The sequence below is a fragment of the Actinosynnema sp. NPDC059335 genome, assembly GCF_042752395.1.
Classification (GTDB): Bacteria; Actinomycetota; Actinomycetes; order Mycobacteriales; family Pseudonocardiaceae; genus Actinosynnema.
Map to the genome: position 1 here is coordinate 1 of NZ_JBHYXZ010000125.1, position 26,947 is coordinate 26,947.

28 protein-coding genes are annotated in these 26,947 nt (G+C 73.1%); 19 read left to right on the forward strand and 9 right to left on the reverse strand.

Features of this window, described 5'->3' with window-relative positions; translation table 11 throughout:
• Positions 1–269 precede the first annotated feature (269 nt).
• From ACFXGA_RS30050 to ACFXGA_RS30060, 3 genes are all read left to right on the forward strand, one after another.
• Positions 270–1,217: an LLM class flavin-dependent oxidoreductase gene (locus ACFXGA_RS30050; protein WP_378093697.1), complete on the forward strand. Its 948-nt coding sequence runs from the start codon at positions 270–272 to the stop codon at positions 1,215–1,217.
• Positions 1,218–1,378: 161 nt separating this feature from the next.
• Positions 1,379–1,609: a ribbon-helix-helix domain-containing protein gene (locus ACFXGA_RS30055; protein WP_378093653.1), complete on the forward strand. Its 231-nt coding sequence runs from the start codon at positions 1,379–1,381 to the stop codon at positions 1,607–1,609.
• Positions 1,596–1,943 (forward strand): type II toxin-antitoxin system PemK/MazF family toxin, encoded by a 348-nt coding sequence (locus ACFXGA_RS30060; RefSeq protein WP_378093655.1) that lies wholly within the window; start codon positions 1,596–1,598, stop codon positions 1,941–1,943. The genes ACFXGA_RS30055 and ACFXGA_RS30060 overlap by 14 nt, the downstream gene beginning before the upstream one ends.
• 51 nt (positions 1,944–1,994) lie before the next feature.
• On the opposite strand, the gene ACFXGA_RS30065 is transcribed toward ACFXGA_RS30060, so the two are convergent.
• Positions 1,995–2,189 (reverse strand): ferredoxin, encoded by a 195-nt coding sequence (locus ACFXGA_RS30065; RefSeq protein WP_378093657.1) that lies wholly within the window; start codon positions 2,187–2,189, stop codon positions 1,995–1,997.
• Positions 2,186–3,385 carry a cytochrome P450 gene (locus ACFXGA_RS30070; RefSeq protein WP_378093659.1) on the reverse strand — a complete coding sequence of 400 codons (1,200 nt, stop codon included), beginning with the start codon at positions 3,383–3,385 and terminating at the stop codon, positions 2,186–2,188. Before ACFXGA_RS30070 ends, ACFXGA_RS30065 begins: the two co-directional genes overlap by 4 nt.
• A 188-nt stretch (positions 3,386–3,573) precedes the next feature.
• Between ACFXGA_RS30070 and ACFXGA_RS30075 the strand changes: the two genes are divergently transcribed.
• The 3 genes from ACFXGA_RS30075 to ACFXGA_RS30085 are packed head-to-tail and all read left to right on the forward strand — an operon-like array spanning position 3,574 to position 5,533.
• Positions 3,574–4,446 (forward strand): ABC transporter ATP-binding protein, encoded by an 873-nt coding sequence (locus tag ACFXGA_RS30075; protein ID WP_378093699.1) that lies wholly within the window; start codon positions 3,574–3,576, stop codon positions 4,444–4,446.
• Positions 4,443–5,294: an ABC transporter permease gene (locus ACFXGA_RS30080; RefSeq protein ID WP_378093661.1), complete on the forward strand. Its 852-nt coding sequence runs from the start codon at positions 4,443–4,445 to the stop codon at positions 5,292–5,294. The genes ACFXGA_RS30075 and ACFXGA_RS30080 overlap by 4 nt, the downstream gene beginning before the upstream one ends.
• Positions 5,291–5,533: a helix-turn-helix transcriptional regulator gene (locus tag ACFXGA_RS30085; RefSeq protein ID WP_378093663.1), complete on the forward strand. Its 243-nt coding sequence runs from the start codon at positions 5,291–5,293 to the stop codon at positions 5,531–5,533. The genes ACFXGA_RS30080 and ACFXGA_RS30085 overlap by 4 nt, the downstream gene beginning before the upstream one ends.
• A gap of 44 nt (positions 5,534–5,577) precedes the next feature.
• Here ACFXGA_RS30085 and ACFXGA_RS30090 read toward each other — a convergent pair whose 3' ends face one another.
• Both ACFXGA_RS30090 and ACFXGA_RS30095 read right to left on the reverse strand, forming a co-directional pair.
• The gene (locus ACFXGA_RS30090) at positions 5,578–6,732 is read right to left on the reverse strand and encodes a macrolide family glycosyltransferase (protein ID WP_378093665.1); all 1,155 of its coding nucleotides are present in this window, start codon (positions 6,730–6,732) and stop codon (positions 5,578–5,580) included.
• A 136-nt stretch (positions 6,733–6,868) separates the two neighbouring features.
• Positions 6,869–7,453: a TetR/AcrR family transcriptional regulator gene (locus ACFXGA_RS30095; RefSeq protein ID WP_378093667.1), complete on the reverse strand. Its 585-nt coding sequence runs from the start codon at positions 7,451–7,453 to the stop codon at positions 6,869–6,871.
• A gap of 53 nt (positions 7,454–7,506) precedes the next feature.
• On the opposite strand from ACFXGA_RS30095, the gene ACFXGA_RS30100 reads away from it, so the two are divergent.
• From ACFXGA_RS30100 to ACFXGA_RS30120, 5 genes are all read left to right on the forward strand, one after another.
• Entirely contained in the window at positions 7,507–8,625 is a 1,119-nt protein-coding gene (locus ACFXGA_RS30100) for an FAD-dependent monooxygenase (protein WP_378093669.1), read from the forward strand.
• A 192-nt stretch (positions 8,626–8,817) separates the two neighbouring features.
• Complete coding sequence (locus ACFXGA_RS30105) at positions 8,818–9,987, forward strand: nitric oxide synthase oxygenase (protein WP_378093671.1); 1,170 nt, start codon at positions 8,818–8,820, stop codon at positions 9,985–9,987.
• A 107-nt stretch (positions 9,988–10,094) separates the two neighbouring features.
• Positions 10,095–11,186 (forward strand): Re/Si-specific NAD(P)(+) transhydrogenase subunit alpha, encoded by a 1,092-nt coding sequence (locus ACFXGA_RS30110; RefSeq protein ID WP_378093701.1) that lies wholly within the window; start codon positions 10,095–10,097, stop codon positions 11,184–11,186.
• Entirely contained in the window at positions 11,144–11,503 is a 360-nt protein-coding gene (locus ACFXGA_RS30115) for an NAD(P) transhydrogenase subunit alpha (protein ID WP_378093703.1), read from the forward strand. The genes ACFXGA_RS30110 and ACFXGA_RS30115 overlap by 43 nt, the downstream gene beginning before the upstream one ends.
• A complete protein-coding gene (locus ACFXGA_RS30120) occupies positions 11,500–12,867 on the forward strand; it encodes an NAD(P)(+) transhydrogenase (Re/Si-specific) subunit beta (protein ID WP_378093673.1) in 1,368 nt (455 codons plus the stop codon). The genes ACFXGA_RS30115 and ACFXGA_RS30120 overlap by 4 nt, the downstream gene beginning before the upstream one ends.
• Before the next feature lie 11 nt (positions 12,868–12,878).
• On the opposite strand, the gene ACFXGA_RS30125 is transcribed toward ACFXGA_RS30120, so the two are convergent.
• On the reverse strand, positions 12,879–14,936 hold the full coding sequence (locus ACFXGA_RS30125) for an EAL domain-containing protein (protein ID WP_378093675.1): 2,058 nt from the start codon (positions 14,934–14,936) through the stop codon (positions 12,879–12,881).
• Positions 14,933–15,739, reverse strand: coding sequence for an SAM-dependent methyltransferase (locus tag ACFXGA_RS30130; protein WP_378093677.1), 807 nt, complete (start codon positions 15,737–15,739; stop codon positions 14,933–14,935). The genes ACFXGA_RS30125 and ACFXGA_RS30130 overlap by 4 nt, the downstream gene beginning before the upstream one ends.
• A 417-nt stretch (positions 15,740–16,156) precedes the next feature.
• On the opposite strand from ACFXGA_RS30130, the gene ACFXGA_RS30135 reads away from it, so the two are divergent.
• From ACFXGA_RS30135 to crcB, 3 genes are read left to right on the forward strand one after another with little or no spacing between them, the layout of a single operon-like run.
• Complete coding sequence (locus ACFXGA_RS30135) at positions 16,157–16,594, forward strand: MarR family winged helix-turn-helix transcriptional regulator (protein WP_378093679.1); 438 nt, start codon at positions 16,157–16,159, stop codon at positions 16,592–16,594.
• Complete coding sequence (locus tag ACFXGA_RS30140; protein WP_378093681.1) at positions 16,584–16,937, forward strand: fluoride efflux transporter FluC; 354 nt, start codon at positions 16,584–16,586, stop codon at positions 16,935–16,937. The genes ACFXGA_RS30135 and ACFXGA_RS30140 overlap by 11 nt, the downstream gene beginning before the upstream one ends.
• Complete coding sequence (crcB, locus tag ACFXGA_RS30145; RefSeq protein WP_378093683.1) at positions 16,934–17,266, forward strand: fluoride efflux transporter CrcB; 333 nt, start codon at positions 16,934–16,936, stop codon at positions 17,264–17,266. Before ACFXGA_RS30140 ends, crcB begins: the two co-directional genes overlap by 4 nt.
• Here the strand turns inward: crcB and ACFXGA_RS30150 are convergent.
• Positions 17,256–19,508, reverse strand: a complete 2,253-nt coding sequence (locus ACFXGA_RS30150; protein WP_378093685.1) for a HelD family protein — start codon at positions 19,506–19,508, stop codon at positions 17,256–17,258. The genes crcB and ACFXGA_RS30150 overlap by 11 nt on opposite strands.
• 219 nt (positions 19,509–19,727) lie before the next feature.
• Positions 19,728–20,567, reverse strand: coding sequence for an SGNH/GDSL hydrolase family protein (locus tag ACFXGA_RS30155; RefSeq protein ID WP_378093687.1), 840 nt, complete (start codon positions 20,565–20,567; stop codon positions 19,728–19,730).
• A gap of 503 nt (positions 20,568–21,070) precedes the next feature.
• Here ACFXGA_RS30155 and ACFXGA_RS30160 point away from each other — a divergent pair.
• The 4 genes from ACFXGA_RS30160 (at position 21,071) to ACFXGA_RS30175 (ending at position 24,433) form a co-directional block, all read left to right on the forward strand.
• Positions 21,071–21,778: a hypothetical protein gene (locus tag ACFXGA_RS30160; RefSeq protein ID WP_378093689.1), complete on the forward strand. Its 708-nt coding sequence runs from the start codon at positions 21,071–21,073 to the stop codon at positions 21,776–21,778.
• A 144-nt stretch (positions 21,779–21,922) separates the two neighbouring features.
• On the forward strand, positions 21,923–22,528 hold the full coding sequence (locus tag ACFXGA_RS30165) for a TetR/AcrR family transcriptional regulator (RefSeq protein ID WP_378093691.1): 606 nt from the start codon (positions 21,923–21,925) through the stop codon (positions 22,526–22,528).
• Positions 22,529–22,582: 54 nt separating this feature from the next.
• A complete protein-coding gene (locus tag ACFXGA_RS30170; RefSeq protein ID WP_378093705.1) occupies positions 22,583–23,944 on the forward strand; it encodes a dihydrolipoyl dehydrogenase family protein in 1,362 nt (453 codons plus the stop codon).
• A 117-nt stretch (positions 23,945–24,061) separates the two neighbouring features.
• Complete coding sequence (locus tag ACFXGA_RS30175; RefSeq protein ID WP_378093693.1) at positions 24,062–24,433, forward strand: hypothetical protein; 372 nt, start codon at positions 24,062–24,064, stop codon at positions 24,431–24,433.
• A gap of 109 nt (positions 24,434–24,542) precedes the next feature.
• Here ACFXGA_RS30175 and ACFXGA_RS30180 read toward each other — a convergent pair whose 3' ends face one another.
• The gene (locus tag ACFXGA_RS30180) at positions 24,543–25,793 is read right to left on the reverse strand and encodes a hypothetical protein (protein WP_378093695.1); all 1,251 of its coding nucleotides are present in this window, start codon (positions 25,791–25,793) and stop codon (positions 24,543–24,545) included.
• A gap of 516 nt (positions 25,794–26,309) precedes the next feature.
• On the opposite strand from ACFXGA_RS30180, the gene ACFXGA_RS30185 reads away from it, so the two are divergent.
• The gene (locus tag ACFXGA_RS30185) at positions 26,310–26,813 is read left to right on the forward strand and encodes a DUF3145 domain-containing protein (protein ID WP_123743506.1); all 504 of its coding nucleotides are present in this window, start codon (positions 26,310–26,312) and stop codon (positions 26,811–26,813) included.
• Positions 26,814–26,947: the final 134 nt, after the last annotated feature.

The window sequence follows — 26,947 nt, forward strand, 5'->3', positions numbered from 1 at the left end:
TCTCTCACCCCCCCCCCACCGACCGACCAATCACCCAGAAAGTCGTGGGCGTGCCCGCCCGGCCCGCCCCGCCCGCCGCCCCCCCCCCCTTTTCTCGCCCGCCGTTTCGGCAGTACGAAGGACGCCTTCTCCGGGAAGCCGCCGCCGGACCGTCAAGGCAGGTGCGAAGAAGCGACCCGGCCACGGGCCGTGCTATCAATTCAAGTGTATGGGGAGATGATTGCCGAAAGATTACCCGGGAGGAGTCGAGGGTGAGTCCGGAAATTGGTGTGGCGCTGCCCGTGCGCGAATATTCGATGCTGTACCCGACCGATGCGGCGGCACCGCTGATCGCGCTCGCGAAAAAAGTGGAGGAACTCGGGTTCGACTCGGTGTGGGTCGGCGACTCGTTCGTCACGCGGCCCCGCCTCGAACCGCTGTCGCTGCTCGGCGCGATCTCGATGGTGACCGATCACGTCACCATCGGCACGGCGGCGTTGACGGCCGTGCTGCGCGAGCCGAAGGCGCTGGCGCACGCCATCACGACGCTGGACCAGCTCAGCGGCGGCCGGCTGAAGATGGGCCTCGGCATGGGGGAGCCGCTGCCCGTGAACAACGAGAGCGACCTGGTCCCCATGACCTACACCGAGCGCATCACCCGCGTCGACGAGGCGGTCCGGGCGTTCAAGACGGTGTGGGAGGGCCGGGAGGGCGACCTCAAGGGCAAGTACTACAACCTGAACGAGCTGCGCCACCAGGGCCCGCCGCGCACGCCCGGCGGACCCGGCATCTGGCTGGCCAGCAACGGCAAGCCCAAGGCGGTCCGCCGCACGGCGGAGCTGTACGACGGCTGGATGCCCGTGCACATCGACGCCGAGGGCTACCGCCACTCGCTGGAGCGGATCCGCGAGCACGCGCGGGCCATCGGCCGCGACCCCGACGACATCCGCCCCACGATGTACATCAACGTCAACATCGGCCAGGACACCGCGGCCGGCGAGGCGGCGCTCAACGAGTACACCACCCGGTACTACCAGCTGCCGCAGACGACCATGTCGAACTACCAGAACTACTTCGGCGGCACCGAGAAGGGCCTGGTCGAGCACCTGCGCGAGTTCATCGAGGCCGGCTGCCGGCACATCATCCTGCGCATCAACACGTTCACCGACTACGACGACATGCTCCGCACCATCGGCGAGAACGTGGTGCCCGCCATCCACGAGATCGCGGTGGACTGAGGTCCCGACCGGGGAAGGCGCCGCGGTCCCACGCGCGCCGACCGGGGGCGGGCGATCGCGGCCACCTCGACGTGCGGGGGTGGAACCGGCGCGATGGCCCGCCCCGCAGCGCGTGCGCCCGGCGGTGGTCGGGTGGTAGTACCGCAGGTAGCATCGGAAGTATGAAAATCAGTGTGAGCCTCCCCGAGGAGGACGTAGAGTTCGTTGATCGCTACCTCCGGCAACACCGGAGCGCCTCGCGGTCGTCGGTGATCCACCAGGCGATCACGTTGTTGCGCGAGGCAGGGCTGGAGAACGCCTACGCGAGCGCGTGGGACGAGTGGGAAGCCGGAGGAGACGCCGACGTGTGGGACGTGACCGCCCCGGACGGTGTCGTCGATGCGGCGAGGTGACATCTACTGGGTGGACCTGGAGCCGGTGCGCGGCGCCGAGGCGAACAAGATCCGCCCGGCCGTGGTCGTGAGCAACGACGCGGCGAACCGGGCCGCCGGACGGGGCGGCCGGGGTGTGGTGACCGTCGTGCCCATCACCTCCAACACCGCGAAGGTGTACCCGTTCCAAGTGCTGCTGCCCGCCAAGGACTGCGGGCTCGGCGCGGACTCCAAGGCGCAGGCCGAGCAGGTGCGCACGGTCGCCGCGGCCAGGCTCCGCGCCCGGATCGGCGGGCTGCCGCCCGCCGTGCTCAAGCAACTCGACGAGGCCCTGCGCGTGCACCTCGCCCTCTGAGCCGCGCGGAGCACCGCCGGGACCGCCCGCGAGCGGCCCCGGCGACCCCCGTCACCCCACGACGCGGATGGCTCCCGCCGGGCAGAGGTGCGCCGCCTCACGCGCCGCCCGCTCGTGCCCGCCGGTCGGCGACGGCTGCAGCAGCACGACCGTCCCGTCCACCTCGTCCTGGTCGAACACCTCCGGATCGGTCAGCGCGCACATGCCCGACCCCGCGCACCGGTCCGGATCCACTTCGATCCTCACGAGAACTCCACCGGCAGCTCGTGCACGCCGTAGATCGCCATGTCCGACCGCATGCGCACCTCGTCGGCCGGCACGGCGAGCCGCAGGTCCGGGAACTCCCGGAACAGCGCGCTGAACCCGATCCTCATCTCGATCCGGGCCAACTGCTGCCCGAGGCACTGGTGCACGCCGTGGCCGAACGCGATGTGCCCGGACGCGGACCGGCGGACGTCGAACTCGTCCGGCCGCTCGAACCGCGCCGGGTCGCGGTTGGCCGCGGCCACCGAGATCGACACCGACTCGCCCGCCCGAACCACCACGCCGCCGACCTCCACGTCTTCCAACGCGGTGCGCAGCGTGCCGAACTGGATGATGCTCAGGTACCGCATCATCTCCTCGACCGCGTTGTCCACCAACGACGGGTCGGCCTGCAGCGCGGCCAGCTGCTCGGGGTGCCGCAACAGCAGCAGCGTGCCGATGCCCAGCATGTTCGCCGTGGTCTCGTGGCCGGCGACGAGCAGGAGCAGCCCCATGTTGGCGACTTCCTCGTCGGTCAGCTCGCCGGTGGCGATGAGCCCCGACAGCATGTCGTCGCCGGGCTCGGAGTGCTTGCGCCTGGCGAGCTGGAGCACGAACTCCTCCAGCCGCTCGAAGGCCGCCATGATCTCCTCGAACGTGGAGTCCAGGCTCAACACCTTGGCGGTGTCGCGCTGGAACACCTCCCGCTCGTCGTAGGGCACCCCCAGCAGCTCGCAGATCACCATCGACGGCACCGGCAGGGCGAAGTTCGCCACCAGGTCCGCGGGCGACCCGGCGGCGCGCAGCGCGGCCAGGTGCTCGCCCACGATCTGCTCGATCCGCGGCATGAGCCGGCTCATCCGCCGCACGGTGAACTGCCCGGTGAGCAGCTTGCGGTAGCGGGTGTGGTCGGGCGCGTCCATCGCGATGAACATGCCCGGCTTGGCCGGGGGCCGCTGCGCGATCGGCTGCCCCGCGACCCGGCGCGGCGTGTGCTGCAGCTCGGCCCGGCTGCTGAACCGGCGGTCCGCGTGCACCTCCCGGGCCAGCTCGTAGCTGGTCACGAGCCACCCCAGGTGCCCGTCCGGGAACTTCATCCGGCTGATCGGGGCCCGCTCGCGGAGCAACCCCAACTCCGCGGGCGGGTCGAACGCCGTGCTGCGCTGCGTGGGCAGCTCGGCGTACAGCGTTTCGGTCATCTCGCACACCTCCCAGTGCGTTAAGGGACCTGCTTCGCAACGTACAGAAGTTTCAGGAAGCCGTGAAGTAAATATGCCGTAAGGGAACGGCTGTAGTACGTCTGATAGCAGGTGTGCTACAAAACGCAGGAGAACTCTGACAAGGGGGAGGTGAGGGATCCTTGGTCATCGAGGTGCGCGATCTGCGGATGCGCTACGGCACGACGGACGTGCTGCACGGGGTCGACTTCACCGCGGGACCGGGTGAGGTGCTGGCCCTGCTCGGGCCCAACGGCGCGGGCAAGACCACGACGATCGAGATCCTGGAGGGCTTCCGGCTGCCCTCCGACGGCCACGTCCGGGTGCTGGGCGTGGACCCGGCCAAGGGCGACGAGGCGTGGCGCGCCCGCCTCGGCGTGGTGCTGCAGTCCTGGCGCGACCACGGCCGGTGGCGGGTGCGCGAGCTGCTGCACCACCTCGGCCGCTACTACGCGCCCTACACCACGCCGCACCAGCCGCGGCCGTTCGACACCGACGAGCTGATCGAGACCGTCGGCCTGACCGGGCACGCGCACAAGAAGATCAGCAGCCTGTCCGGCGGGCAACGGCGGCGGCTGGACGTGGCGATCGGCATCGTCGGCAAGCCGGACCTGCTGTTCCTGGACGAGCCGACGGCCGGGTTCGACCCGCACGCCCGGCGCGACTTCCACGACCTGGTGCACCGGTTGTCGGACCTGGAGGGCATGACGATCCTGCTCACCACGCACGACCTGGCCGAGGCGGAGCGGCTGGCCGACCGCATCCTGGTGCTCGCGGGCGGCCGGATCATCGCCGACGGCAGCCCGGACCAGCTCAGCCGCCGGGTCGCGGGCAAGTCCGAGGTGCGCTGGACGCAGGACGGCCTGCGGCACGTGCACACCGCCGAGGACGCGACCGCGTTCGTGCGGGACCTGTTCCGCCAGCACGCGACCGGGATCTCGGAGCTGGAGGTGCGGCGCAGCACGTTGGAGGACACCTACATGGCGCTCGTGCAGCGGCACGAGAGCGGCCAGGCGACGGAGGAGGAGGTGGCGCTCCGGTGACCGGCAAGTCGCACGCCGTCCGGCTGGGCGTGGACCGCGGGGTGCGGGAGTTCCGGCACTCGCTGGGCAGCTCCGACCAGCTCTACAACCTGTTCCTCTCGGTCGGCTTCCTGACCGTGCTGTGGTTCCAGCGCGACTCGCCGGTCGAGGGCTCGGGCATCACGCTCGCCGCGCTCACCCTGCCCGGCATGCTCGGCATGGGGATCGTCTTCGGCAGCCTGGTGGGGCCCGCGGGCCAGCTCTCGGTCAACCGGGAGGACGGCACGCTGCTGCGGGCCAAGGCGGTGCCGCACGGCATGCTCGGCTACCTGGTCGGCCGGACGGTGCAGACCTCGCTGGACTCCCTGACCGGCCTGCTGGTCGTGCTCGTGCCGGGTCTGTTCCTGGTGAACGTGTTCGCGGACGCGGGCGTGGGCGGCGTGCTCGGCCTGGTCGCCGTGCTGGCGCTGGGCATGGCGTCGATGCTGCCCTGGGGCGCGGTCGCCGGGTCGATCACCAAGAGCCCCGGCGGCGCGATGGGCATCACCATGCTGCCGATGATGGGGATCGTGGCCATCTCGGGCATCTTCTACCCGATCACCGCGCTGCCCGGCTGGGTCCAGGGCGTGGCGCAGGCGTTCCCGGTGTACTGGGCGGGCCACGGCGCGCGGGCGGCGCTGCTGCCCGACTCGGCCGCGGCGGCGGAGCTGGGCGGGGTGTGGCGCATCCCGGAGCTGGTCGGCGTGCTCGGGGTGTGGGCGGTGCTGGGCTTCCTGCTTGCGCCTACGATCCTGCGTCGGATGGCTCGCCGGGAGTCCGGAGCGGATATGGAGCAGCGCAGGCAGGCGGCGCTGCAGAGGGTGCGATGAGCGAAAGCGTCTACAACCGGATCGCCATGCTGCGCGCGGAACGAGGGGTGTCGCGTCGGCAGCTCGCCGAGGCGTTGGGCATCCACTACCAGACCGTGGGCTACCTGGAGCGGGGCGAGTACAGCCCCAGCCTGTACCTGGCGCTGCGCATCGCGCAGTACTTCGAGGTGCCGGTGGAGGTCGTGTTCTCGACCGACCCGTTCCCCCGGCTGGGCAGCAGCTCCGAGCGGTCCGCGTAGGCGCGGGAGGGGGCGGCGTCCGACGGGCGCCGCCCCCTCGTCGCTCAGCGCAGTTCCGCCTCGATCACGTCGGCCGCCGCGGTCGTGCCGCCGGCCGCGCGGATCTCGGCCCGGATCGCGGCCAGCCGCCGCGCCACCCCGGGGTCGTCGGCCAGCTCCAGCACGGCGGACCGGAGCTGTTCGGCCGTGACCGCGTCCCGGTCGAGGTGCCGGCCGACGCCGAGGTCGACCAGGCGCTGGGCGTTCATGGCCTGCTCGCCCAGCGCGGGCAGGGCGACCATCGGCACGCCGTGGTGCAGGCCCTCCATCGTGCCGCCCATGCCGCAGTGCGTGACGAACACCTTGGCGTGCGCCAGGATCTCCAGCTGCGGCACCCAGCGGTGCAGCTCCACGTTGGCGGGCGGCTCGCCCAGCTCGGCCGGGTCGACGTGCTTGCCGATGTTCATCACCACGTGCCAGTCCAGGTCGCCGAACGCCTCGAAGCACGCGCGGTAGACCCGCGGCTCGTTGGTGTAGGCCGACCCGAACGACACCAGCAGCACGGGCCTGCCGTCCGCGGGCGGTTCCCAGGTGCCCTGGAACGACGACCGGTCGTCCAGGCACGGCCCCACGAACGTGTACTTGGGGTGCACCGACTCGCGGTGGGGCTGGAACGCCGGGGCGATGCTCACCACCGCGCGGTCCGGGTGGCCGACGTACGTGCGGCCCGGGATCGGGCAGCCCTCGGCCGCCAGCCACTCGTCCAGCTCGGCGAAGAACGCCTCCACGTCCGGGTGGTCGTACAGGTGCGCCATCTCCTCCTCCCACCCCTCGTAGGCCACGAAGGTGGGGGAGAACTGGATCGCCGGCACGCCCCAGCGCCGCGCCAGCACGCGCGCGGTCCACGCGCCGATGTCGTACACGACCAGGTCCGGCCGGTCGTCGGCGTACGCCGCCTCCAGCAGCGGCAGCACGGTCTTCGCCTCGGTGAGGAACAGGCGCATGGCGGGCGCCATCCCGGTCGGCCACTCGCGGTCGTCGGCGGGCAGGCCGGTGGGGTGGACGACGGGCGTCGCGCCCGCCTGCTCCACGATGTGCGCGAAACCGGGGGAGACGGCGTAGGTCACGCGGTGGCCCCGGCGCACCAGCTCGGTGACGACGGGCAGGGTCGGGTTGACGTGGCCGTGGCCGGGGATGTTGAAGAAAGCGATGTGCGACACGGGTGATCTCCGTCTGGGTGAAGGGTCGGCTCGAAGACCCCGGCGCGCCCGGCGCGCGGGGTCGGACGGCTGACCCGACTCAGAGGTAGAAGACCCGGAATGCCCACATGCGACCCACCCTAGCGGCGGGCGCCACTCATTTCCCGAGCACGCCCCGCAGCGCCGCGCGCACGGCCGCGGCCAGCTCGGCGCGGCTCTCCGGGGTGCCGGGCGCGGGCGCGCCGAGCGAGCCCGCGCCGACCAGCCGGTCGAACAGCAGGCCGTCCACGAACGCCACCAGCTCGCGGCCCTGCCGCTCCGGGTCCGGCGCGCCCAGTGCCGTGAGCAGCGCGCGTGCCTGCGCCCGCGGCCGTTCGCCGTGGGCCAGGATGCCGCGCAGCCCGGGGTGGTGGGTGGCCTCCAGCAGGCACGCGTACCGGGCCAGGGTGCGCTCGCGGCCGGTGGTCAGCCACCCGTCGAGCACGTGCGCGATGCCCTCCGCGAGCCGGTCGGGATCCGGTTCGGCGGCCACCGCCGCCGCGGTCACCTCGGCGTCGTCGAGGTCGGCCAGCCGCCGCACCACGCCCTCCACCAACGCCTTCCGGGTCCGGAAGTAGGCCGACGTGGAGCCGGTGGGCACGCCCGCCCGCGCATCCACCGCGCGGTGGGTCAGCCCTCGCATGCCCAGGGTGGCGACCACGTGGATCGCCGCGTCGGCGAGCACGTCCCTGCGCTCGGTCACGTCCCCTCCTTCTACACCTGTAGAGTACGAGACCTCTACAGGTGTAGAACGGGGTGGTCGTGAAAGCGGTCGTGGTGGGTGGCGGGCTCGGCGGGGTCGCGGCGGCGGTGGCCCTGCGCCGCGTCGGGTGGGAGGTCGTGGTCCTCGAACGCGCGCCTCGGTTCGGCGAGGTCGGCGCGGGGGTGGGCGTGATGCCGAACGCCCTGCGGGCGCTGGGGGCGCTCGGCCTGGCCGACGCCGTGCGGCGGATCGGCACGCCGCGGGTGGCGGGCGACCTGCGCGACCCGAGGGGGCGGACGCTGACGCACGTGGACCCGGCGCGGGCCGGGCACGTCGTGGCGGTGCACCGGGCCGACCTGCACCGCGTGCTGCGCTCGGCGCTGCCGGAGTCGTGCCTGGTCACCGACACCGAGGTGCGGTCGGCGGACGACCTGGACGCGGACCTGGTGGTCGCGGCCGACGGCATCCGCAGCCGGCTCCGGCAGGAGCTGTTCCCGGCCATGCCCCAGCCGGTGTACGCGGGGTCCACGGCGTGGCGGAGCGTGACGACGGCGGAGTTCCCGCGCGACCTGCCCCTCGGCCAGACGCTCGGCCCCGGCGTCGAGTTCGGCGTGCTGCCGCTCGGCGACGGCCGGGTCTGCTGGTACGCGGCCCTCGTCACGCCCGCGGGCGGCCGGGCCGACGACGAGGCGGCCGAGGTCCGGCGGCTCGTGGGCGACTGGCACGACCCGATCCCCGCGCTGCTCGACGCCACCCCGCCGGGCGCGGTGCTGCGGCACGACCTGCACGAACTCGCCGAACCGCTGCCGACGTTCGGGCGCGGCCGGGTGGCGCTGCTCGGCGACGCCGCCCACGCCATGACGCCCTACCTCGGGCAGGGCGCGTGCATGGCGATCGAGGACGCCGTGGTCCTGGCCGCCGCGTGCGCCCGCGCCGACGACGTGCCCTCCGCGCTCGCCGCCTACGACCGGCAGCGCCGGCCGCGCACGCAGGCCGTGGCCAGGATGTCCAGGCTGGCCGGGCGGGTGGGGCACCGGCTGCGCAACCCGGTGGCCGTGGCGGTCCGCAACGCGGTGGTGCGCGCCGTCCCGGCGGGGATCGGCGTCGGCGGCATGGCCCGGGTGCTCGGGTGGACCCCACCGTCGTTGTCACCCGATAGTGGAAATCCATGACGTGATCTAAATCACATATTACCGCCGGGCTTCGCGCGGATAACGATCGAATATCACTCGTTCTCGCAGGAAGGCTCACTCTTCTGCGCGATCAAGCGCTCACTCTGTGGCACGAACTGCGCGGCTTCGCTGCGGGCCGGCCCGCGTCACGGCGGTGCGATCGGAGCCGGGGGCCAACTACGGTGTCGCGCCATGGCCCCCGTCCCCTCGTGCCCGGCTGAAGCCATCCCCGCGACCGCGACCACCGATCCCGCCGCCGACACCGTCGACCTCGCCGAAGCCGAGGAGTTCCTCCGTCTGCACCGCGCCGAGCACCCCGAGCTGGGCCCCGTCGAGCACCGCCTCGCCGAGGTGCACGCCGAGGTCGCCGCCACCGGCACCTACCGGCACACGCCCGAGGAGCTGACCTTCGGCGCGCGGGTGGCGTGGCGCAACAGCGCCCGCTGCATCGGCCGGCTGTACTGGCGCAGCCTCAAGGTCCGCGACCTGCGCGACCTCGGCGACCCCAAGGAGGTCGCCGACGAGTGCGTCGAGCACCTGCGGCTGGCCACCAACGGCGGCAAGGTCCGCCCCGTGATCACCGTGTTCGCGCCGGACGAGCCCGGCCGGCCCGGACCGCGCATCCGCAACGAGCAGCTGATCCGCTACGCGGGCTACGTCGGCTCGGACGGCGGCGTGCTGGGCGACCGGCGCAACGTCGCGCTCACCGAGCAGGCCGTCGCGCTGGGCTGGCGACCGCCCGCCCGCCGCGGTCCGTTCGACGTGCTGCCGCTGGTCGTGGAGCGGGAGGACGCCGAGCCGTGCCTGGTCGAGCTGCCCGCGGACGCCGTGCTGGAGGTGCCGATCCGCCACCCCGAGCTGCCCTGGCTCGCCGACCTCGGGCTGCGCTGGCACGCCGTGCCCGCGATCAGCAACATGCGGCTGCGCATCGGCGGGGTCGACTACCCGGCCGCGCCGTTCAACGGCTGGTACATGGGCACCGAGATCGGCGCCCGCAACTTCGCCGACGTGGACCGCTACGACCTGCTGCCGTACCTGGGCCGGCGGATGGGCCTGGACACCTCCTCGGTCCGGACGCTGTGGAAGGACCGGGTGCTGGTCGAGCTGAACCGCGCGGTGCTGCACTCGTTCGGCGAGGCCGGGGTGACCATCACCGACCACCACACCGAGTCCGACCGGTTCCTCACCCACCTGGAGAAGGAGGAGGCGGCGGGCCGCTCGTGCCCGGCGGACTGGACGTGGATCGTGCCGCCCATGTCCAGCGGCGTCACCAGCGTGTTCCACCGCTACTACGACAAGCGGGAGCTGGTGCCGAACTTCTTCCCCGGCGACACCAGGGGCGTGTGCCCGGTGATCCACTGAACGCGCCCGGACACGCCCCGGTCTCAGCAAGACGTATGTACGGTTAACGTCAACGCCCACGTGTGGCGTAGATCACCTTCAGCGGTCTAGGGTGACTCTCCGTGAGAGTGGGCATACCCGTCGAGGCGCGGCCCGCTGAGCGCCGCGTAGCCGGTCTACCGGAAACGGTGACCACGCTGATCGGTGCCGGACTCACGGTCGACGTGCAAGCCGGAGCGGGCAGACACGCCCACGCCTCCGACGCCGCCTACCGCGCAGCCGGTGCGAACGTCATCGCCGACCACCCGGCCGGCCAGTCCGACGTGGTCGTCTCCGTGCAACCACCGACCCCCGAGCAGGCCGCCGCCCTCCGCGAGGGCGACATCACGATCAGCTTCCTCCAGCCGAACGCCGAGCCGGAGCTGATCGAGGTGCTCAAGGCCAACAAGGTCACCGCGTTCAGCCTGGACCTGCTACCCAGGGTGACCAGGGCGCAGTCGGTGGACGCCCTGTCGTCGCAGGCACTGGTGGCGGGCTACCGGGCGGTGGTCGAGGCCACCGCCCGGCTGCCGAAGTTCCTGCCCATGTTCACCACGGCCGCGGGCACCATCCCGCCCGCCAAGGTGCTCGTCCTCGGCGCGGGCGTGGCCGGGCTCCAGGCCATCGCCACCGCCCGCCGCCTCGGCGCCGTGGTCGAGGCGTACGACGTGCGCGCGGCGGCGAAGGAAGAGGTCAAGAGCCTCGGCGCGCGGTTCCTGGAGCTGGACCTGGAGACGCAGCAGGGCGTCTACGCCGAGGCGCAGTCGGAGACGTTCCTGGAGCGCCAGCGCGAGCTGATCGCGGAGCGGGTGGCCGCCGCCGACGTGGTGATCTCCACCGCCGCCATCCCCGGCCGCAAGGCGCCCGTGCTGGTCACCCACGACATGCTCAAGGCCATGGCGCCCGGCTCGGTGGTGGTCGACCTGGCCGCCGAGTCCGGGGGCAACGTCACCGCCAGCAGCCCCGGCGAGGAGACCTGGGTCGGCGAGGTGCTGGTCTACGGCGCGCGGAACCTGCCCAGCTCCATGCCGGTGCACGCGAGCCGGCTCTACGCGCGCAACGTCGCCAACCTGCTGATGATGATGACCAAGGACGGCCGGGTCGAGCCGGACCTCGCCGACGAGGTGCTGTCCGGCTGCTGCCTCACGCACGCGGGCGAGCTGAGGAGGGAGCTGCCGTGATCGACCTGTTGACGATCTTCGTGCTGGCCGTGTTCGTCGGCTTCGAGGTCGTGTCCAAGGTGTCCACGATCCTGCACACGCCGCTGATGTCGGGCGCGAACGCGATCCACGGCGTGATCCTGGTCGGCGCCATCCTCATCACCGGCCGCGCCGGGAACGCCCTGGAGATCACGCTCGGACTGCTCGCGGTCTTCCTCGCCACGGTCAACGTGGTCGGCGGCTTCGTGGTGACCGACCGGATGCTGGAGATGTTCAAGGGGCACAAGGCCAAACCCGTCCCGAGCGAGGGCAACGGGCACCGGGGGAGCGGGACATGAGCCCCACCTGGGTCCAGCTCGCGTACCTGGTCGCCGCCCTGTGCTTCGTGCTCGCGCTCAAGGGCCTGAGCACGCCGAAGCACGCCCGCGCGGGCAACCTGCTCGGCGCGGCGGGCATGGCCCTGGCCGTGGTCACGGCGTACGTCCACGGCGCGGTCCACAACGGACCGGCGATCCTGCTCGCGGTGGCCGCGGGCGTGGTGGTGGGCATCCCGGCCGCGCGGTCGGTGAAGATGACCGCCATCCCGCAGATGGTCGCGCTGTTCAACGGCGTCGGCGGCGCGGCGGCCGCCCTGGTGGCGCTGACCGAGTTCCTCGCCGTGCCGCACGGCTCGGTGCTGTTCCAGGTCGCCACCGTGCTCACCGTGCTGATCGGCTCGGTCAGCTTCTCCGGCAGCGTGGTCACGTTCCTCAAGCTCCAGGAGATCATGACCACCCGGCCCGTGCTGCTGCCCGCGGGCCAGTTCCTCGCCATCGGCGTGGCGGCGGTGAGCGCGCTGCTCGCGCTGGCGGTCGTGCTCACCGGGAACGGCGTGCTGCTCGTGCTGCTGGCGGTGGCCGGTCTCGCGCTGGGCGCGCTGTTCGTGCTGCCGGTCGGCGGCGCGGACGTGCCCATCGCGATCTCGCTGCTCAACGCGTTCACCGGCCTGGCCGTCGCCGCGTCCGGCTACGTGCTGGCCAACACCCTGCTGATCGTGTCCGGCACGCTCGTCGGCGCGTCCGGCACCATCCTGACCCGGCTGATGGCGCAGGCCATGGGCCGTTCGCTGACCAACATCCTGTTCGGCGCGTTCCAGGCCACCGCGGCCACCGCGCGGACGGAGGAGCAGCGCACCGTGCGCGCCGGCACGGTGGAGGACGTCGCCATCCTGCTCGGCTACGCGCACTCCGTGCTCGTCGTCCCCGGCTACGGCCTGGCGGTGGCGCAGGGCCAGCACGCCGCGCGCGAGCTGGCGCAGGTGCTGGAGCAGCGCGGCGTCACGGTGCACTACGGCATCCACCCGGTCGCGGGCCGGATGCCGGGCCACATGAACGTGCTGCTCGCCGAGGCGGACGTGCCGTACGAGCACCTGAAGGAGCTGGACGACGTCAACCCCGGCATCGGCAGCGTCGACGTGGTGCTCGTGGTCGGCGCGAACGACGTGGTCAACCCGGGCGCGCGGGACGAGCCGAGCAGCCCGATCTACGGCATGCCGATCTTCGACGTGGACCGGGCCAAGGCCGTGGTGTTCATGAAGCGCTCGATGCGGCCGGGGTTCGCGGGCGTGGACAACACCCTGCTCTACAACCCGAAGACCACCATGCTGTTCGGGGACGCCAAGGAGTCGCTGACCAAGCTGCTGGCCGCGGTGAAGCAGGTCTAGCGCCGCACCGCTCAGGCGTCGGACAGCTCGTAGACGGGCACGGCGGGCGCGAGGTGGTCGCCGTACGCGGCGTCCACCCCGACGCCCGTCCACCAGTCCGCCCGGTCCGGCGTCGAGACGTCGGGCACCGTCACCGACACCCCGGAGTCCCGGATCAGGGCCACCATCCGGGACACCGCCTCGTGCAGGAACGACGGGGGCCGGTCGGCGAGCCGGCGCACCACCGAGGGGTCGAGCACGAGCGCGTCCACGGGCAGGTCGTCGAGCAGCGACAGCTCGGCCTGCCCGCCGTTGAACCGGGTCAGGCCGACGGCGATCCCGTTGTCGCGCAACACCTGCGCGGTGTCGTCGCCCGGCACGTCGAGCATCGACCGGGCGTCCAGGAAGACCCGCAGCCGCGACACCGGCAGGCCCGTCTCCTCCAGCGTCCGCACCACCGTGCGCACCAGGTCCTCGTCGCGCGACTGCATCGGCGACAGCTCGAAGTGCAGCACGCCGAACGACGCGGGACCGTTCGCGTCGGCGGCGGCCTCGCCCAGCGCCCACTGGCCGAGCGCCAGGGACAGCCCGGTCTCCTCGGCGAGCGCCACGCACTCGTCGTGCCCGAGGTCGTCCCAGCGCAGCCGGGCCACGTGCCCGAGCACCCGGCGGGTGGTCGGGTCGACCACGGGCTGGTACTCGACCTCCAGCTCGCGCTCCGCCAACGCGCCCGGCATCCGCGCGGCCCGCGCCTGCCGGGTCCGGAACAGCTGGTCGGCGTGCCGGTCGTAGGGCAGCCACTGCCGCTTGCCGCACGCCTTGGCCCGGCGCAGGGTGGCGTCCGCCGCGCGCAGGATCTCGGCGACGTCCCACGCGGCGGGCGGCCGGTCGACCACGCCGATGGCGGCGGCCGCGGCGGTGCCGTCGTCCATCGGGCGGCCCAGCGCCTCGTTGATCCGGTCGACCATGGCGGGCACGCTCGGCGTGGTCGGCGAGTTGTCCACCACGATCGCGAACTCGTCGCCGCCCATCCGCGCGACCACCGCGGTCTCGCCCTGGACCAGCGTTTCGAGCCGGTGCCCGATCTCGGTGAGCAGCCGGTCGCCGACCGCGTGCCCGAGCCCGTTGTTCACCGCGGAGAACGCGTCCAGCCCGAGGTGGTAGAGCGTGATCCCGTGGGCGGACGTGCCGTGCAGCGCCTCCAGCCGGGTGGCGAAGCGCTGCCGGTTGGACAGCCCGGTGAGCGAGTCGTGCAGCAGCTGGAAGTCCAGGTTCTTCTGCAGCAGGTGCAGCTCGCTGACGTCCTCGACCATGGTCACGTGGTAGGCCGGTGCGCCGTCGGCGGCCGGCAGCGGCGACACCACCAGGTGCGCCCACACCGGCTCGCCGTCCTCGCGCAGCAGCCGCCGCCGCTCGCGGACGCGGACCTCCCGGCCGGCGGCGACCGCCTGGTACGTGCTCTCCATCGCCACGCCGTCCACCGGATCGAACAGCTCGACCAGCCGCCGCCCGGCCAGCCCGGCGCGGTCGCGGCCGACCATCCCGGCCAACGCCTCGTTCACCTCCACGCACCGGCCGTCCAGGTCGGTGATCGCGATGCCGAGCGCGGAGGAGTCGAACACCTCGCGGAACCGGGCCTCGCTGACCTCGAGCACCCGCTCGGCCTGGAGCTTGGCCGCCATGAGCGCCCGCTTGACCTCTTCCTGCTGGTCGAGCGCGTCGGTCCGCAGCGCGGCGGCGAACCCCGCGGCCACGCCGCCGAGCACGGCGACGACCCTCGTCACGAGGTCCGGCACGTCCCGCGCCCCGGGGTCGGCGGGCAGGGCGCGCCCGAGCACGTCCACGGTGCGCCGCAGCGTCTCCGGGCCGGTGAAGCGCGCCTCGACCAGCCGCTCGCCCACCACGACGACCGGGTCGGCGGTGAACGGCTCGGCCCGCAGGGCCTCGGCGACCACGTCCACCAGGTCGAGCAGGTACAGCTCGATCTCGACGGGCGACATCGGCACGTACGCGGTCGGGTAGACCGCCCGCATCCACTCGCGGGCGATCTCCTGCCGCCGGGTCCGGGCGGGCGGCGGTGCGTCGGTCACCGCTTGCGGCCCAACCCCGCGAGGATCCCGGCGCGGTCCGCGTCCTCCTCGACGGCGCCCTCCTCGGGACGCCACAGCGGCAGCGGCACCACGCCCGGCTCCACCAGCTCGAAGCCGTCGAACAGGGCGACGATCCCGGCCCGGTCGCGCGGGAACATCGGGTCCGCGCTCTCGTCCATCACGGCCACCACCCGGGCCATCTCGTGGGGTTGCAGGTCGGTGGTGAAGTGGGACAGGGCCAGGAAGCTGCCCGGCGGCACGGCGTCGCGGTACGCCGCCACCACGCCGGCCGGGTCGCGCTCGGGCGGCACGAAGTGGAACACCCCGACGGCGAGCACCCCGACGGGGTCGGCGAAGTCGACCAGGCCGGTGGCGCGGACGCCCGCGAGCACGGCGGCCGGGTCGGTCATGTCCTCCTGGAGCACGGCGGCGCGCCCGTTGCCGGCGAGGATCATCCGGCTGTGCGCGACGGCGACGTCCTCGTAGTCCACGTAGATCACGCGCGACCGGGGCGCGGCCTTCTGCGCGATCTCGTGCACGTTGCCGACGGTCGGGATGCCGGAGCCCAGGTCGAGGAACTGCCGCACGCCCGCGTCCACCAGGTGCAGCACCGCCCGGCGCAGGAACGCCCGGTTGAGGCGGGCGATGGTGCGGGCGTTGGGCTGGGCGCGCAGGAACTTCTCGGCCAGCGCCCGGTCGACCGCGAAGTTGTGGCCGCCGCCGAGCAGGTAGTCGTACAGGCGCGCCGCGCTGGGCATCCCGGTGTCGACGTCGTCGGGGATCCAGCCCAGCCGATCCGCCACCGCTCCCTCACCCGTGTGTGTGCCCGACGGAGCCGTCGCCCCGGCGGGGCGAGATTACTGAGCCGGGTGGCGTCGTGGGCAGAGGGCGGAGCCGCTTGTCCCCGATCGGCGTACATGGGGTGATCGCACCACCACGGAAAGTGTGCGTTCGAACACGCTGCGCTCACACCCGTGGCGAGTGGTCAGCCCGCGCGGCGGACGCGGCGCGCAACCCCGCCGGCCCCCGTCCAACCGTCCCGCGATGCGGGCGCCGCGATGTGACGCGGATCGCTCCGAGCCGTCCGACGTGGCGTGCCCCGAACCGTTGCCGCGCTCTTTCGTCGCAGGTCACGGCCCTGCGGGCGGTGCGACGGTCACGATCGCTCGCGCTCCGATCGGATCGGTTCCCGAGATGTTCCGACCCAGTACCCTTCGCGCATGTCAGACGAGGCACGCTCGCTCACCGACGTGGTCACCAGGCTCCGGCGGGCGCTGCGCACGAGCATCCGGTCGGACTGGCCGTGGGACTCCCTGCCGATGGCGCAGGTCGAGCTGCTCCAGACGCTCGCCGAGCGTGCGCCCATGCGCGTGGGCGACCTCGCCGCCGAGCTGCGGCTCGCGCCCAACACGGTCAGCGGCCTGGTCGGCCAGTTGATCGAGGGCGGGCTGGTCGAGCGCGGCGGCGACCCGACCGACCGCCGGGTGGCCCGCCTCTCCGTGACCCCGCGCGGGCACGAGCAGCTGGCGATCTGGCAGTCCGCCCACGAGAAGCGCATCGGGGCGGCGTTGGACAAGCTGGACCCGGCCGAGCGCGCCGACGTGGTCCGCGCCCTGTCCGCCCTGGACCACCTGGTGGACCACCTCCGTGCGCACTGAGGTCCGGGTCGTCGCCGCGGTCGCCCTGGGTGGCGGCCTCGGCGGCGCCGCGCGCCACGGCCTGGCGGCGGTGGTGCCCGGACCCCTCGGCACGGTGCTGGTCAACGTGCTGGGCTGCGCCCTGATCGGCGTGCTCATGGTCGTGGCGCCGCGCCTGCACCCGCTCGCCCGGCCGTTCCTGGGCATCGGCGTGCTCGGCGGCTTCACCACGTTCTCCGGCTACGCGCTGGACGCCGTGCGGCTGGGCGGCCTCGCGGCGTTCGCGTACCTGCTCGCGACCCTGCTGCTGGCCGTGGGCGCGACGTTCGCCGCCATGGCCGTGACCCGCCGGGTCACGGCATGACCGCGGCGCTGGTGTTCGTCGGCGCCGCGGTCGGCGCGACGCTGCGGTACCTCACCGCGCGGTGGCTGCGGAGGTCGTTCCCCTGGGCCACCCTCGCGGTGAACGTCGTCGGCTCGTTCGTCCTGGGCTGCGTGGCGGGCGCCGAGCCGACCCTGGTCGCGCTCCTGGGCACCGGCCTGTGCGGCGGCCTCACCACGTACAGCACGTTCAGCTACGAGACGATCCGGCTGGCCGAGGAGGGCCGCCACCGGCAGGCGTTCGCCAACGCCGCCGGCAGCATCGCCGCCGGCGTCGCCGCGGCCGCCCTCGGCTACGCCCTCACCCGGTAGGCGCCAACCTGCCCAGCACCTCCGGCAGGTCGCCGGTGTGCACGACGCCGAGCCGCTGCGTCGCCCGGGTCAGCGCCACGTACAGGTCGCTCGCGCCGCGCGGCGACTCGGCCAGGATGCCCGCCGGGTCCACCACCAGCACCGAGTCGAACTCCAGGCCCTTCGCGTCGACCACCCCGAGCACCACGACCTGCGCCTCCAGGTCGTCGGAGGCGCCCGGCACGGCGGCGCGCAGGGACGCCACCGACGCCGCCGGGACGATCACCGCCAGCTTGCCGTCCCCGATCGCGGCCAGCTCCTTGCCCACCACCGCGGGCAGGGCGTCGGGCACCGAGTCCACCCGCAGGCTCCACGGCTCGAACCCGCTGTCGCGCACCGACGTCGGCGGCGCCAGGTCGGGGTCCACCGAGGCCAGCACGTCCGCCGCCACGGCCATGATCTCCGACGGCGTCCGGTAGTTCACCGTCAGCTCGGTGAGCTTCCAGCGGTCCATCACGTACGGCGACAGCACCTCGTGCCACGACGACGCCCCCGCGATGTCGCCGGTCTGCGCGATGTCGCCGACCACGGTCATCGACTTGGACGGGCAGCGGCGCATCAGCGTCCGCCACGCCATCGGCGACAGCTCCTGCGCCTCGTCCACGATGACGTGCCCGAACGTCCACGTCCGGTCCGCCGCCGCCCGCTCGGCCGCCGTCTCGTAGCGCTCCGCGCCGTGCCGCTCCGCCAGCCGGTAGGCGTCCACCAGGTCGGTCGCCATCAGGATGTCCGGGTCGGCGTCGTCCTCCAGGTCGAGGATGTCCAGCACGCCCTGCGCGTAGTCGATCGCCTGCCGCCGCTGCCGCTCGGCCCGCGCCTTGGCCTCGGTGTCGTCCTCGCCGAGCAGCTCCGCCGCCTCGTCCAGCAGCGGCACGTCGGCGGGCGTCCACTCCGAGCCGCGCGGCCGGAGCAGCAGCTCGCGCTCGGCCGGCGACATCTTCGGCGTGGCCTTGGCGATCCGCTTCGGCGAGGCGTACAGGTCCTCCAGGAGCTGCTGCGGCGACAGCGTCGGCCACAGCCGCTCGACGACCGCCTGCACCGCGGGGTCCTCCCGCAGCTCGCGCCGGATGTCGTCGACGTCGGCCTGGTCCAGCAGGTGCCTGCCCAGCCGGGACACCGCCTGCGCCGCCAGCGTCGAGATGATCTCGCGCTGGAACGTGCGCCGCGCCTCGTTGTGCGGGCGGCGGGTCCGCCGCGCCCGGCCGCGGGCGTCGCTGATCGCGCGCCGGTCCAGCCGCAGCACGTCCTGGTCGAACGGGACCTCGACCAGGCCCGGCGCCTCCTGCCGGTCCCGGATCGCGCGCGCCACCACGTCGGCCATCTCGATGCGGCCCTTCAGCGCGGCCACCTCGGCGGGCTCGCGGCCCACCGCGGTGAGGCCGGGGAACAGCTCGCCGACGGTCGACAGCAGCACGCCCGTCTCGCCCAGCGACGGCAGCACCTGGCCGATGTAGCGCAGGAACGTCGCGTTCGGGCCGACCACCAGCACGCCGCGCTTGGCGAGCTGCCGCCGGTGCGTGTAGAGCAGGTAGGCGGCGCGGTGCAGCGCCACCGCCGTCTTGCCCGTGCCCGGACCGCCCTGCACGACGACCACGCCGTTCAGCTCGGTGCGGATGATCCTGTCCTGCTCGGCCTGGATGGTCGCGACGATGTCGCCCATCTGGCCGGTGCGGCTCGCGTTCACCGCGGCCAGCAGGGTCGCCTCGCCGGTCAGCCCCTCGGACGGGCGGGTCGGGTCGACCGAGTTGATGTCCAGCACCTCGTCGTCGAACCCGACGACCTTGCGCTGCTTGGTCCGCAGGTGCCGGCGCTGGCGCACGCCCTCCGGCGCGGCCGCGGTGGCCAGGTAGAAGGGGCGGGCGGCGGGCGCGCGCCAGTCCATCAGGAGCGGTTCGTACTCCTTGTCCTCGTCGAACAAGCCGATTCGGCCGATGTAGAACCGGTCGTCGGTGTCGAAGTCGAGCCGGCCGAAGCACAACCCGTTCTCCACCGCGCTGTACTGCGCCAACTGGTCGGAGTACATGGCCACCGAGGTGTCCCGCTCGGAGCGCATCTGGTGCGTGCCGCCCGTTTGCCGCAGCGCCGAGGCCAGGCGCTTCGAGCTCTGTTCGCGGAGGTCGTCCAGTCTGCCGTACAGCATCGACACGTATTCCTGCTCCGACTCGGTTTCCGCGAGCCGGAGGTCATCGGAGGGGCTTGACAACGTGCCTCATTTCTGGATAGCGTGGTTTATCAGCCTGTGTCGCTATCGGCTGACAGTTCCCTGCGCCTTGTCCCGCGCAGAACGTCTAATCTACTACACGTTCTTCGCCGCGGTGCGTGAACAACCGCGCTCGCCGAGGCCCGCCCGTGACCGGGTCCGTGACGCGCGAGAGCCGCCGCCGAGCGGTGCTCGACGGCGGCTCCCCGGTGCGGCGGCGGGTTACAACCGACCGGCCACGTACCCGCCGATGCCCGCCATGCCGTCCGCGTTCGGGTGCAGCGGCGCGGCCGGGCCGACCGGGGCCACGCCCTCGAACCACCGGGTCCGCGCGGGCGCGCACGCGTCGCGGCCCGTGCTCGGCGGCTCGATGTCGACGAACTCCGCGCCGTGCGCCGCCGCCTCGCGGGCGAGCACCGCGTTCAGCCGGTGCACGCCGCCCTGCAGGTAGTCCGCGTCCCGCGCCCAGATCGGCTGGTCGGGGTAGCAGCCGCCGGGCCGGATGTAGGTGCCGTAGCCGACCACCACGACCCGCGCCCCCGGCGCCCGCGCGGTGACCAGGTCGAGCGCGGCGGCGAACTCGGCCGCGTAGGCGTCGATCCGCTCGGCCAGCACGTCGCGGCCGGCCGCGGTGAGCCGGTCCCGGCACGACTTGCCGAGCGGTTCGGGCAGCAGGTTGACGCAGTCCAGCGCCTCGTCCACCAGGCGCACGTCGTTGCCGCCGATGGTGAGCGTGACCAGGTCGGTCGTCGGGCTCAGCGCGTCCGCCTGGGGAGGCTGCGCGCCGTCGAGGGTCGACTGGGGGCCGGCGAGGTCGTCGGTGACCGCGCCCGAGCACGTCACGTCGGTGAGCCGCGCCCCGATCCGCTCGGCGAGCACGGACGGCCAGTTGCGCGTCGAGCGCAGGCAGCCGGGCGCGCTCGCGTCCTGGTCCGGGATGAGCGGCCCGGCGGCGGCCGAGTCGCCCAGCGCGACGTACTCGACGGCCTCGTCGGCGGTCGCCGAGACCGGGGTCCAGGTGATGGTCAACGCCGCCAGCATCGCCGGTAGCAGCTTGCGCACGACCGCCTCCTCTTCGTGATCGGGTGGGGTTCGGGGACATGATGGGGCGCGCAGGCCCGCGAACCGCGGTGGTGGACCGGGAGTCGGGGCGGATTCACCCGGCAGGGACGCGCGACCGCCGCGCCGGCGACCGGTGCGGGGGTTCGTGGGCGGTCGGCGACCGGTGTGGGGGCTCGGCGACCGGTGTGAGGGCTTGTGAGCGGTTGGCGACCCGTGTGAGGGCTTGTGGGCGGTCGGCGGCTGGTGCGGTGCGGGGTGCTGCGAGTGGTCCGGCGGCGCGGGGTTCACGAGCGGTCGGCGGCTCGTGCGGTGTGTCCGGCGGCTGCGGTGCGGGCGGCTCGCCGGCGGTCGGTGGCGGATCGGGGGTGCCGCCGGCGGGCCGCGGGGTTCGCGCGGCCGCTCGGCACGCCGGGTGAGGGGCGGACCACCCGATGAGCGGCTGTGCGAAGGCACGAGGGTGAATCCCGGTCCCGGCCCAAGATCGTTCCGGCACGCTGGGACGGGTGAAGGAGAAGCGCCAGGAACTCGTGCGGCTGTCCCGGATGGCGGTGGACCGGCCCCGGTGGCAGCTCGGGTTCGCCTCCGTCGTCTCGGTCTGGTCGCTGGCGTGGGTCGTGGGCCAGGCGCTCGGCGACGCGCCCGGCCCGCTGGACGTGCTGCCGGTGCGGTGGGCGGGCCTGCCCACGGGCTGGCTGGACGCGGCCCGCGCGTGGTGCGACGGCCGCACCGGGTTCCTGGCCGTGGCGGGCGGCCTGCTGTGGGCGATGACGAGCCCGGGCCGGCAGGCGTCGGCCTCCTTCGGCTGGCTCGCGGTGATGGCCGCCGCCGAGGACGTCGGCTACGTCGCGGTGCGGTGGGCGCTCGGGTCGGTCGCGGTGTTCCTGGTGGTGATGGGCCTGGTGTCGCTCACCGGCCGGCGGGCGTTCGTGGTCGACCGGGTCGCGGTCATCCCGCGGGATGTGGCCCGCGCGGGCGCGACGGCGCTGGCGCTGTCGGCGGTGGTCCCGCTGGTCGCGCCCGGTCTGCTGCTGGCCCGGCTGGTCGGCCCCTACGTCACTCGGCCACCGCGCCGCCGGGCCGGGACGCCGATCGTCCGCCCGGCTGCCACCGAACGCCGCACGCCCGGTGAACTGGTCGAACCCGTCCCCGCGCCGCGGACGCCGGCCGGCGAGGAGTCCGATTTTCCCGATCCGGCCCGGTCACGCGAATAGGTTTTGCGCCCCAACAATCACCTCCGGAAGAACCGAGCGAACCTCATGTCACATTCCGGAATCGCCTGTTTGGGCTTACCGGTCCGTATCCATCAAGATGAGCGCGTGCCAGAAAATCCCGCCGAAAACCGCTTAGCCAAGGTGATGCGTCGTCAGCCCGTTCAGCAGCGCGGCGCCGCGACGGTGTCCGCGATTGTCGACGCCTGCGCGACGCTGCTCAACGACTACGACTACGACGACATCACCACCGCCCGGATCGTCGAGCTAGCAGGCGTGCCAATTGGATCGTTCTACCAATACTTCCCGGACAAGCGTTCCGTTGTGCACGCGTTGGCGCTGCGCGGCATGGAGGAGTACCTGGGCCGGGTCGAATCGCTGTTCACGGAGGGCCGGCTCGCCGAGGACTGGCGCGAGGCCGTGCAGCAGGTCGTCGGCATCTACCTGCGGATGCTGGTCGAACTGCCCGGCTTCGGGCGGGTCCGGTTCAGCGACCTGCTCGACGGCCACCGCCTCGACGCCTCCGTGGACCAGTACGAGTTGATGGCCGAGCGGTTGCGCGACCTGTTCGTCAGCCGCTTCGCGGTGCGCGGCGACGCGCCGGTCATGTTGACGTTCCGGATGGCCGCCCAGACCGCCGACGCGCTGTTCAAGTTGGCCGAACGGGTCGAGCCGGACGAGCGCCCGGTGGTCCTCCGCACCGCCGACGGTGTGATCCTGAGGATGCTGGCCGGGGTGTTCGACCCGGCGTGACTTGCCGCGCCGGTCCGGGTGGTGTGGGGTGGACCGGTGGGCGACGACTTCGACGTGATCGTGATCGGCGGCGGCCCGGTGGGCGAGAACGCCGCCGCCCGGACCGCCGCCGGCGGGCTGCGGACCGCGGTGGTGGAGGCCGAACGGCTCGGTGGCGAGTGCTCGTACTGGGCCTGCATGCCGAGCAAGGCGTTGCTGCGCCCCGGCCACGCGCTCGCCGCCGCCCGTCGGGTGCCGGGCGTGCCGGTCGGGGAGCGGCTGGACGCCGCGCAGGTGCTGAAGCGGCGCAACGCCTTCACCTCCGACTGGGACGACACCGGCCAGGTCGAGTGGGCCGAGGGCGCCGGGCTGACCGTGGTCCGCGGCCGCGGCAGGCTGGCGGGGGAGCGCCGGGTCGACGTGGACGGCCGCGTGCTGACCGCCGCCAAGGCGGTCGTGGTGTGCACGGGGAGCGTGCCTCGCGTCCCGTCGCTGCCCGGCCTGTCCGACGTGCCGTACTGGACGTCGCGCGAGGCGACCTCCGCGCAGGAGGCGCCCTCGTCGCTCGTGGTGCTGGGCGGCGGTGTGGTCGGCGTGGAGATGGCCCAGGCGTGGGCCCGGCTCGGCTCCGACGTCACGCTGGTCGTGTCCGGCGAGCGGCCGCTGCCCAGGTTCGAGGCGTTCGCGGGCGACCTGGTCGCCGACGGGCTGCGGGAGGACGGCGTCCGGCTGGTCACCGGGGTCAAGGCGACCGGCGTGTCCACTTCGGACGGGACGGTGTCGTTGCGGCTGTCCGACGACACCTCGGTGTCCGGCGCGCACCTGCTGATCGCCACCGGCCGCCAACCCGCGACCTTCGACCTGGGCGTGGAGCAGTTCGGCTTCACCGCGGGCGAGGCGCTGGACGTGGACGACACCGGCCGGGTGTCCGGAGTGGACTGGCTGTACGCGGCGGGCGACGTCACGGGCCGCGCGTTGCTGACCCACCAGGGGAAGTACGCGGCGCGGGCGGTCGGCACGGCGATCGTCACCGGGGCGACCGACCCCGAGCCGTGGACCGCGCCGGTGGCCACGGCCGACCACACGGCCGTGCCGCAGGTGGTGTTCACCGACCCCGAGGTGGCGTCGGTGGGGTGGTCGGAGGCGGAGGCCCGCGAGGCGGGGCTGGACATCCGGGTCGTCGACCTCGACATCGCGGTGGCCGGGTCGTCCCTGCACGCCGACGGGTACCGGGGCAAGGCGCGGATGATCGTGGACGAGCGCAAGCGCACGCTGGTCGGCGTCACGTTCTGCGGTCCGGACGTGGCCGAGCTGCTCCACGCGGCCACGATCGCGATCGTCGGCGGGGTCACCGTGGACCGGCTGTGGCACGCCGTTCCGGCGTACCCCACCATCAGTGAGGTGTGGTTGAGGCTGCTCGAGGCCTACGGTCTCTGACGCTGCGTGCACGGCTTTCAGCACATCGTGCACACTCTCCGCCGAGTGCCGTACCGACCGTGGGGCCATCGGGACTCTTAACCACAAAATGCGGGTTCAGCTGCTTACACTGCGGGTGTGACCAGGGGAACCGTGGCTCTCGCGATCGGCGCGGTGCTCTGGTGCGCGTTCGTCATCGCGTCCACGTTCCTGCCCGGCGGGCCGTCCTGGCCGCCGGTCGCGGTGTACCTGCCGGGGTTCCTCGTCGTGCCGGTCGTCGCCCACACGCTGTGGCGGGCGCGGTCGAGCGCGTTGTTCTGCCTGGCGCACGTGCCCAAGCCGGTGCTGTTCACCGGGTTCGCGATCGCGGTGGGCGGGTGGCTGTTCTCGTTCGGCGCGATCGCGGGGAAGCCGGGCACCGAGACGCTGTGCGCGGTGGCGGGGCTGGTGATCGTGCTGCACGCGGCGTTCGGGCTGATCGGCGTGGGCATGGTGCGCGTCGGCCGGTGAGGCGGCCGCCCGGCCGGGCGGGTCGGTTGTGGAGGGTCCCCCGGCGTTGTCCGCTGTGCGACGCCGACCGGTCCGGGTTCTTCCTCGACCCGGTCTTGCTCCGCCGGGACTACTGCTGGGCCGCCGGGAGCCGCAACGCCTGGTCGGCGACCTCGGCCAGGGTCGGGTCGGCCGGGTCGCGGTCGCCCTCCACCCACACGACCTGGGTGATGCGCAGCTGCGCGCCCTTCGTGGACACCTTGATGACCGACCGGTCGAACGAGGTCGGACCGCCCGGCCAGCCCTTGCCGTCCTGCGCGAGCGGGGTGACGCCGCCCGCGCCCGCCGTCGACGCGAGGGCGCGCAGTTCACCCGCCCGGGTGGCGTCGGGCAGGCTCAGCTCGGCGATCGCCACGCCCGCCCGGCGACCGTCCACTGTGGTCTCGTACTGGGCGCGCCGCAACTGCATGCAGAGGTGTTCGGTCAGCCACGCCCGCACGTCGCCGATCGCGTGCGAGGCGCAGTCGTCGGTGCGGTCCGCGCCGCGCGGCGAGAAGCTCCGACCGTCCACCACGACCGTCGTCGGCTGCGGGGTGGGCGTGCTGCCGGGCGCGGCGCTGTCCGCGGTGTCGCCGGAGGACAGCGTGATGATCAGGACGATGATCAGCACCACGGCGACGACCGCGCCGCCCGCGTAGGGCAGGAGCTTGCGGCCGCGCGACGCGGGCGCCACCTTCGGCAGCAGCATGGTGCTCGCCGAGGCCAGGTCGGCCGCCGCGTCGGAGAACCCCTCGGCGATCAGGTGCGGGCGGCTGGGCGGCGTGCCGGTCGGCGCGAGCACGGCCACCAGCTTGGCGGCGTGCTCGGCGGAGCAGGGCCGGTCGCTGGTGGCCAGCTCGCGGGCGGCGGCGAGCAGGGTGGTGGGCTTGGGGTGCAGCACGCGCACGCCGCGGTTCAGGTCCACGGTGGGCTGGACGACCTGGCCGACGTACGGGCCGACGGCGACCACGGTGGTGACCGGCAGGGGCTCGCCGCGCATGTCCTGGATCCGGCGGGCGACGGCGGTGCTGGCCTCCAGCGCCTCGGCGGCCGGGTTCGTCGCGCCGTCGGTGCGGGTCAGCGGCCAGCCGTCGATCTTCCACTGGCCGGTGAGCGGCGCCTCCAGCCGCATCGCCGGGTCGGGCAGGTCCACGCCGACGACCACGAGCACGCCGCGCGGCAGCACGATCACGGCGTCCAGGTCGCGCGGGCAGTCGGGCGGGCGGACGCCGAGCAGCGCGACACCGCCGAGCACGGCGTCGCCGATGCCCCACGTGCTCAGCGCGGCGCGCACGTCGGCCCCCACCGCGGAGGGCTCGGTGCCGAGTCGGATCAGCCGCACGTGATCACCAGGCCGCAGGGTTCGGCGTTGCACACGGTCCGACACGGTAGCGCCGTCGCGGGACCGGTCGTCGGGCGCATCGCGGGAGATGACGTTGCGTGACAACCATCACCCGGGGCGAGCGGTTCGGCGGTGGGGTGCTCGTGCCGGTATTGGAGGTTTGTCCGTGCTGTGGCGGGGGAACGGAGTCGGGCGTGTCGTGGCGGTGTGATCGGGAGTGGGCGGTGATCGGTTCGGGGCGGTGCGGTGATCGGATCGGAGGGGGCGAGGGTGTGATCGCGGCGTGCCCGGATGATCTCGGAAAGTGACGCCGTCACACCGGGTGCAGGGCTGTGACGTCGGAGTTTTGGGGTCGAAAGTCCTGTATCTGACCCGGCCGGGTGAGGAACGGGATGGTTCTTATGGCGGACTGCTGCCACAACGGGCAGAATGGCCGAGTCGGGAATTCACAAGATCGTCCGCGTCATCGAGAGGTCGTAGGGGAAGACGTCCCTCGTCGAGTAGCGGAGGTCAGCTGTGAGCACCCGTGGCAGCAGCAGTGGCGTGGTCTACGTCCACTCGTCGCCGTCTGCGGTCTGTCCGCACGTCGAGTGGGCGATCTCGGGCACCCTCGGTGAGCGAGCGGACCTCAAATGGGCGGCGCAACCCGCGGCGCCGGGTCAGTTGCGCGCCGAGTGCAACTGGACCGGCGACGCCGGCACCGGTGCCCGACTCGTGTCCGCGCTCAGGGCGTGGCCGATGCTCAGGTTCGAGGTGACGGAGGACCCGAGTCCGGGCGTGGACGGTGTGCGGTACTGCTTCGCGCCCGTGCTGGGTTTGTGGCACGCGCGGACCAGTGCGAACGGTGACATCGTGGTGTCCGAGGACCAGCTTCGGGCGTTGGCGGCGCGCAGCCGGGGCGGGGAGTCGTTCGCGCACGGCGTGGACGAGATCCTCGGGGCGGCGTGGGATGACGCGTTGGAGCCGTTCCGGCGGGCCGGCGATGGTGCGCCGGTGACGTGGTTGCACCGGGTCGGGTGATGCCCGGATCCGGGCCGGCCGCAGTGGGTGGGTCGGGTCCGGCCGCAGTAGATGGGTCCGGTCCGGCTCGATGTGACACGGGGCCCTTACGGGTACCAGGGGCAGGCCAAAGCCGGCAGGCCCGGCGGGGAAAA